This is a genomic window from Vibrio sp. YT-19(2023), from assembly GCF_033337395.1.
The window spans coordinates 1-1,071 of the sequence record NZ_JAWOQN010000160.1; the positions used below are offsets into that span (position 1 = coordinate 1).

Annotated in this window: 1 pseudogene; it reads right to left on the bottom strand. The window is 48.2% G+C overall.

Going from position 1 to position 1,071, the window contains the following annotated elements:
- Positions 1-62: 62 nt before the first annotated feature.
- A pseudogene (locus R7E78_RS24600) lies at positions 63-1,071 on the bottom strand (methyl-accepting chemotaxis protein); the annotation flags it as partial.

Sequence of the window (1,071 nt, forward strand, 5' to 3'; positions counted from 1 at the left end):
CTGTTACTCGCCACCATTTCGACCGACTGCGTAATGCCTGCCATTAACCCCTTTATGGATTACGTTGCGTGAGATTGCAGCTCGGCAGCAGCGGCCAATTCTGCCATTTGCTCGTTTAGAGAACCGATCTGCTCTGTCGTTGAAACCAATCTCGTTACGGCATTATCGATGTGCTCAGCACCTTGCTCTGCCAACGACTGGCTGTGTTCAATTTCCTGAACCACCGTGTGAGTTGAACGCTGAATTGCGTTAATTATACCGTTGATTTCTGTCGTCGATTGCGTGGTTCTTGTCGCCAACATGCGCACTTCATCGGCAACCACAGCAAAACCTCGCCCTTGTTCACCAGCTCTCGCCGCTTCAATTGCCGCATTGAGTGCCAGCAAATTAGTCTGTTCTGCTAACCCTTCAATCACTTCCGTCACGCGGCCAATTGCTTCGCTCTCTTTGCTTAACTGCGTAACTTGGGTGCTGGCGCTTTCTATGCTGCTGTGTAAACTTTCCATGGTCGCTTTATTTTGCTCAAGTGCGTCACGACCTTGTTCTATCTCATCTTTTGAATCTGACAACTTTTGCACCGATTGATTAGCTTGATCCAACGTATTACTCGCAGCAAAGGCAATCTCTTCGAGTTGACGCCCCATTTCTGAGATATTGGATTGTTGTTGTTCAACGTTATTGGATGTAACTTGTGCCGATTCGAGAAGCGCACCCATGCTGGTGTCCACTTGGTTCGCTTTGCCATTTACACCTGCAACAATGCCTGCCAGTGACTCGTTCATGCGATTGATAGAGCTCGTAAGGTCAGCCAGCTCATCCTTGCCAACAACGTTCAATGGCGGTTGAGAAACATCGCCAGAGGCTATAATCTTCGCTCGTTCTGATAATCGCTGGACTCTGCGCCCAATGGTATTTCCCATGTATTTTGAAATCGCAATCGCCGCAATCACGACCAGTAATGCTGCCACCAGCATCGACGTAAGCACATTTTTGATTGATTGACTGATGCCAACACCGCTTTGATCCGCTTTAGCTTGCTGAGCCAACACAATCGTTTCTAGGCTTTGATTT